The 5,382-nt window shown below is 52.5% G+C and carries 5 protein-coding genes; 4 read left to right on the top strand and 1 reads right to left on the bottom strand.

Annotated features, from left to right (window positions below; all coding sequences use genetic code 11):
* Positions 1–503: S8 family serine peptidase (locus MHN01_RS15365; protein ID WP_239412146.1), on the top strand; the 503-nt coding region annotated here is incomplete at its 5' end.
* A 47-nt stretch (positions 504–550) separates the two neighbouring features.
* Here the strand turns inward: MHN01_RS15365 and MHN01_RS15360 are convergent.
* The gene (locus MHN01_RS15360; protein WP_075764955.1) at positions 551–1,033 is read right to left on the bottom strand and encodes a zinc ribbon-containing protein; all 483 of its coding nucleotides are present in this window, start codon (positions 1,031–1,033) and stop codon (positions 551–553) included.
* Positions 1,034–1,219: 186 nt separating this feature from the next.
* Here MHN01_RS15360 and leuS point away from each other — a divergent pair, with 186 nt between their 5' ends.
* The 3 genes from leuS to holA all read left to right on the top strand — a co-directional run.
* Positions 1,220–3,796, top strand: coding sequence for a leucine--tRNA ligase (gene leuS, locus MHN01_RS15355; protein WP_239412145.1), 2,577 nt, complete (start codon positions 1,220–1,222; stop codon positions 3,794–3,796).
* A 154-nt stretch (positions 3,797–3,950) separates the two neighbouring features.
* Positions 3,951–4,604 carry an LPS assembly lipoprotein LptE gene (lptE, locus tag MHN01_RS15350; RefSeq protein ID WP_239412144.1) on the top strand — a complete coding sequence of 218 codons (654 nt, stop codon included), beginning with the start codon at positions 3,951–3,953 and terminating at the stop codon, positions 4,602–4,604.
* A gap of 5 nt (positions 4,605–4,609) precedes the next feature.
* Positions 4,610–5,382 (top strand): DNA polymerase III subunit delta (holA, locus tag MHN01_RS15345; RefSeq protein ID WP_239412143.1); only part of this gene is annotated, 773 nt, incomplete at its 3' end.

The following is a 5,382-nucleotide window of genomic DNA, read 5'->3' as shown; positions in this document are numbered from 1 at the left end:
TGGCTGCACCGGGCGGTGGTCGTTCGGGTGGGGTCCTCTCGACCTACAACACAGGTCAGCGTCAAGCCGCACAGCACAGCTATGACTATTCGATGGGAACCAGTATGGCTGCCCCGCATGTGGCCGGTATCGCCGCCCTGATGTACTCGCTGGATGCCAGCCTGACACCGGATCAAATCGAGCAGTACATTACCGAGACCTCAAGAGCCTTCCCAGCCGGTAGCAACTGTAACACAGCCAACTGCGGTACAGGTATTGCCGATACCTTTGCTGCCTTGCAACGGGTGAAAGGGATCGAGCCAACTCCCAAGCCTAACCCAGAGCCGGGCACGGTCGATTGCAGCATGATCCCGCAATGGACAGCCAGCTACATCTACCTGGCTGGTGAGCAAGCCCAGCAAAACGGCATCGCCTATCAGGCTAACTGGTGGACCCAGAGCCAGTCACCGGCCGATTTCAGCGCCCCCTGGAGTGTCTGGAGCAAGCTAGGCCAGTGTAAATAAAAGGTATATCGCGGGCTGAAAAGCCCGCGTATTTAGGTTTAAAAGGGTTAAGGAGACAACGGCCGACGGGTAAACTGGGTGTGGCCGCACTTCAGGCAAGGTTCTATTTTCTTCACATGGGTGATCAGCTCATGGTGTCCGCACTTTTCGCAGACCAGGTTGCCCAGCCCGATAATTTCACCGGCTTGGTACACCCCCTGGTGGTGAAGGTCGTCCATCACCTCGTGCCATTCGATCTGGGTTTTGTCGGTAATTTCTGCCAACCCTTCCCAGATAGTTTCCGACACTACCCGGTAGAACGGGCTTTCCGAGAACGGTTCGGGACTTTCTTCGACATTTTTACCGAACTCTTTAAGATCCCGCTTCAGATAGGCTGAGATCAATGCCCATTCATCCTTGGTCATATCACTGGCAGCCTGCTGGTATTTCGCGGTAGTTTCAGCCCAGTGCTTAAGTTCTTCGGGGCTATGTTTCAGGGTTTCAGTTACCTGTTCGAGCAGCGCTTCATAATCCTTTTTTTGCTTAGGCATAGGTCACCTCCCATCTCAGTGCGCGCATTGCGCTAATAGAGCCAAATTCTCCAACTATCGAGACCAGAACTAACAATTACTCTCCGAATTGGCCTCAGCTATTGTTGACACCTCTACCTTTAGTTATTCTATGTCGATTATATTGAATGTGTTTGTACTCAACTCACAAAATCCTGGATGTCATCGATGCAAGAACAATATCGCCCACAGGACATTGAACAGAAAGTTCAAGAACACTGGGACAACAACAAGACCTTTGTTGTAAGTGAAGACCCAAATAAAGAAAAATTCTACTGTCTCTCCATGTTCCCGTACCCAAGCGGTCGACTGCACATGGGCCACGTTCGTAACTACACCATCGGTGATGTTGTTTCTCGTTACCAGCGTCTGCAAGGCAAGAACGTAATGCAGCCTATCGGCTGGGACGCATTTGGCCTGCCGGCAGAAAACGCCGCCGTTAAAAATAACACAGCACCAGCGCCATGGACTTATGAAAACATTGAGTACATGAAAAACCAGCTGAAATCACTGGGCCTGGGCTACGACTGGAGCCGCGAATTCGCGACCTGTACTCCTGAATACTACCGCTGGGAACAAGAGTTTTTCACTAAGCTGTACAACAAGGGCTTGGTTTACAAGAAAACCTCGTCTGTAAACTGGTGTCCGAATGACCAGACCGTACTGGCGAACGAGCAGGTAGAAGACGGCTGCTGCTGGCGTTGTGACACGCCGGTAGAGCAAAAAGAAATTCCGCAGTGGTTCATCAAGATCACCGAATACGCCCAAGAGCTGCTTGACGATCTGGACAACCTTGACGGTTGGCCTGACATGGTAAAAACCATGCAGCGCAACTGGATTGGCCGCTCTGAAGGTGTCGAGCTGTCTTTCGAGGTCGAAGGCCACAATGCACCACTGGAAGTGTACACCACACGTCCTGATACCCTGATGGGTGTGACATACGTGGGTATCGCAGCAGGTCACCCTTTGGCTGAGCTGGCAGCGAAATCAAACCCTGAACTTGCGGCATTCAACGAAGAATGCAAAAACACCAAAGTTGCCGAAGCTGAGCTGGCAACGATGGAGAAAAAAGGCATGGCAACAGGCCTTTACGCAATTCACCCGCTAAACGGTCGCCGTGTACCTGTATTCGTCGCGAACTTCGTCCTGATGGATTACGGCACGGGTGCGGTAATGGCAGTACCTGCGCACGATCAGCGTGACTTTGAATTTGCAACCAAATACGGCCTCGATATCGTTCCTGTAATCAAGCCTGAAGACGGTAGCGAGCTTGACGTATCTGAAGCGGCATACACTGAGAAAGGTGTACTGTTCGATTCTGGCGAATTTGACGGCCTTAACTTCCAGGCAGCGTTCGATGCTATTGCCGCGAAGCTGGAAGCAGAAGGCAAAGGTAAGAAAACAGTTAACTTCCGTCTGCGTGACTGGGGTGTTTCTCGCCAGCGTTACTGGGGCGCACCTATCCCGATGGTAACGACTGAAGACGGTGAAGTTCACCCGGTTCCGGCTGACCAGCTACCGGTGATCCTGCCGGAAGACGTGGTAATGGATGGCGTAACCAGCCCAATCAAAGCTGACAAAGAGTGGGCGAAGACCTCCTTTAACGGCGAGTCGGCACTGCGCGAGACAGATACCTTCGATACCTTCATGGAGTCGTCTTGGTACTACGCACGTTACTGCTCACCACAGGCTGACGATATTCTTGATCCGGAAAAAGCTAACTACTGGCTACCGGTAGACCAGTACATTGGTGGTATCGAGCACGCTTGTATGCACCTGTTGTACTCGCGCTTCTTCCACAAACTGCTACGTGACGCAGGTTACGTCACATCTGACGAGCCGTTCAAGCAGCTTCTATGTCAGGGTATGGTACTGGCTGATGCCTTCTACTACACCAATGACAAAGGTGCCAAAGTATGGGTATCACCAAACGATGTCACCATCGAGCGTGACGAGAAAGGCCGTATCGTCAAGGCAACGGACAACGAAGGCAACGATGTCGTGCATACCGGCATGACCAAGATGTCCAAGTCGAAGAATAACGGTATCGACCCGCAGGAAATGATTGACAAGTACGGTGCAGATACCGTGCGCCTGTTCATGATGTTCGCTTCACCGGCTGACATGACCCTTGAATGGCAGGAGTCTGGTGTTGAAGGGGCTAACCGCTTCCTGAAGCGTGTCTGGAAACTGGTTAACGAGCACGCTGCAAAAGGGGCTGCCGATGCCGTCGATGTTGCCGCTCTGTCTTCTGATCAGAAAGCACTTCGCCGTGATGTTCACAAGACCATTGCCAAAGTCGGCGATGATATTGGCCGTCGCCAGACGTTCAATACCGCGATTGCAGCGATCATGGAACTGATGAACAAGCTGGCGAAAGCCTCTCAGGAATCGGCACAAGACCGTGCACTGCTTGACGAAGCCCTAAAAGCTATCGTTCGCATGCTGTACCCAATGACCCCGCACATCTGTTTCGAAATGTGGGAGCTATTGGGCGAAAGCAATGTCGACCAGGCAGTATGGCCGGAAGCTGATGCCAAGGCACTGGTTGAAGACGAAAAACTTATCATCGTTCAGGTTAACGGCAAGCTACGCGCCAAGCTGACGGTTGCTGCCGACTCAACCAAAGAGCAGGTTGAAGAACTTGCCCTTAATGATGAGAACGTCACCAAGTTCACTGACGACAAGACCGTTCGTAAAGTGATCTACGTACCAGGTAAATTGCTGAATATTGTTGCGAACTAAAAGGTCGCGAACTAAAGCAATTTATTAGTGCCTAATCAGTGGCTCCCGTGACCCGGGAGCCATTGGATGGCACCCAACCGGTCCACCTATTCTCTTTGCCGGTTTAACGATGTTGACCGGTCAGTTTCCACCTACTTTTCATGGAGCAGACTCGGTGAAAGCTTTCTTTTCCTTAAAAAGCACAATCCGAACCCTCTTTGTTGCAGTTATGGCTCTTGCCACTGCTTCTTGTGGTTTCCACCTTCGCGGTAACTACATGTTACCCGATGACATCGCCAAACTATCCCTGACCAGCTTCGACCAGTACGGCCAGCTAACCCGACAGGTTGAATCCCAGTTCAAACTGCATGGTATCGAGTCCGTCCCGCCGTCAAGCAAAGTGCCGAACCTGCACCTGATCAGCGAGTCTCTCGGCGAACGCACCTTGTCACTGTACCAAAACAGCCGGGCGGCCGAGTACGAACTCACTTACGTGGTCAGCTATAACATTGTGGTGCCGGAAAAAGGCAGCCAGAGTTATACCACCCGGGTCAACCGCACCTTCCTCGACAACCCGTTAACAGCACTGGCCAAGTCCGTCGAGCGCGATATGATTGAACAGGAAATGCGCCAGCAAGCCTCTCGCCAGATCATGCGCCAGCTAGCCCGTCTGACAGCCGTATTCAACAAGCTTGAAGAAGAAGAGCTGGAAGCTATGCTTGAGGACGATGGCAATGGGTCTTATGACAGCACAGTCACAACGGAAGCACTGGAAGACACTCAGGCAGGCAATGCCCTCTTTGCCGACGAGACAAGCTCGAGCAACTAAGCAAAATGAGAATATATCCGGAACAACTGACGCAGCAGCTGAACAAGGGGCTGCGTCAAGCCTATCTGCTCTTTGGCAACGAACCGCTGCTAAAACAAGAATGCAGTACCCAAATCAAACAAGCAGGCCAGCAGGCCGGCTTTGACGAACGCCACACCTTTACCATTGATGCCCAGCTAGATTGGAACCAGATCCTCGACTGTACTCAGGCGATGAGCCTGTTTTCTGCACGCCAGATCATCGAACTGGAAGTACCGGAAAGCGGCCTCAATGCCACCCAGGCCAAGTCACTGCAAGAAGTGACGGCGACCCTGCATAGCGATATTTTATTGCTGATACATGGCCCGCGCCTGAACAAGAAGCAGGAAAATGCCAAGTGGTTCAAGGCCATCGCCGAACAGGGACTGTATGTCCCGTGTAATACCCCCGATGCCCGCCATCTGCCGCGCTTTATTCAGGCCCGCTGCCAGCAGCTAGGGCTCAACCCGGATCATGAATCCGTTCTCATGCTGGCGCAATGGCATGAGGGAAACCTGCTGGCACTGGCACAGAGCCTGCAAAAACTGACCTTGCTCTACCCGGACGGCGCACTGACAGTACTCCGCCTGGAGGAAGCCCTGAGCCGCCATAATCATTACACCCCGTTCCAGCTTGTCGATGCCGTCCTGGCCGGACAGAGCAAGCGCAGCCAGCGGGTTCTGCGTCAGTTGGAAGGCGAAGGGATCGAAGCCGTCATTCTGCTACGCACCCTGCAGCGAGAACTGACCCAACTGTATAA

Origin of the sequence: Photobacterium sp. OFAV2-7 (assembly GCF_022347985.1) — a bacterium.
Taxonomy (GTDB): Bacteria; Pseudomonadota; Gammaproteobacteria; order Enterobacterales; family Vibrionaceae; genus Photobacterium.
This window is presented reverse-complemented; position numbering and strand designations above follow the sequence as displayed.

Bases quoted from the DNA above. Each gene is read 5' to 3' on its own strand.
- MHN01_RS15360 (WP_075764955.1), bottom strand. From the start codon at position 1,033: ATGCCTAAGCAAAAAAAGGATTATGAAGCGCTGCTCGAACAGGTAACT.
- leuS (WP_239412145.1), top strand. From the start codon at position 1,220: ATGCAAGAACAATATCGCCCACAGGACATTGAACAGAAAGTTCAAGAA.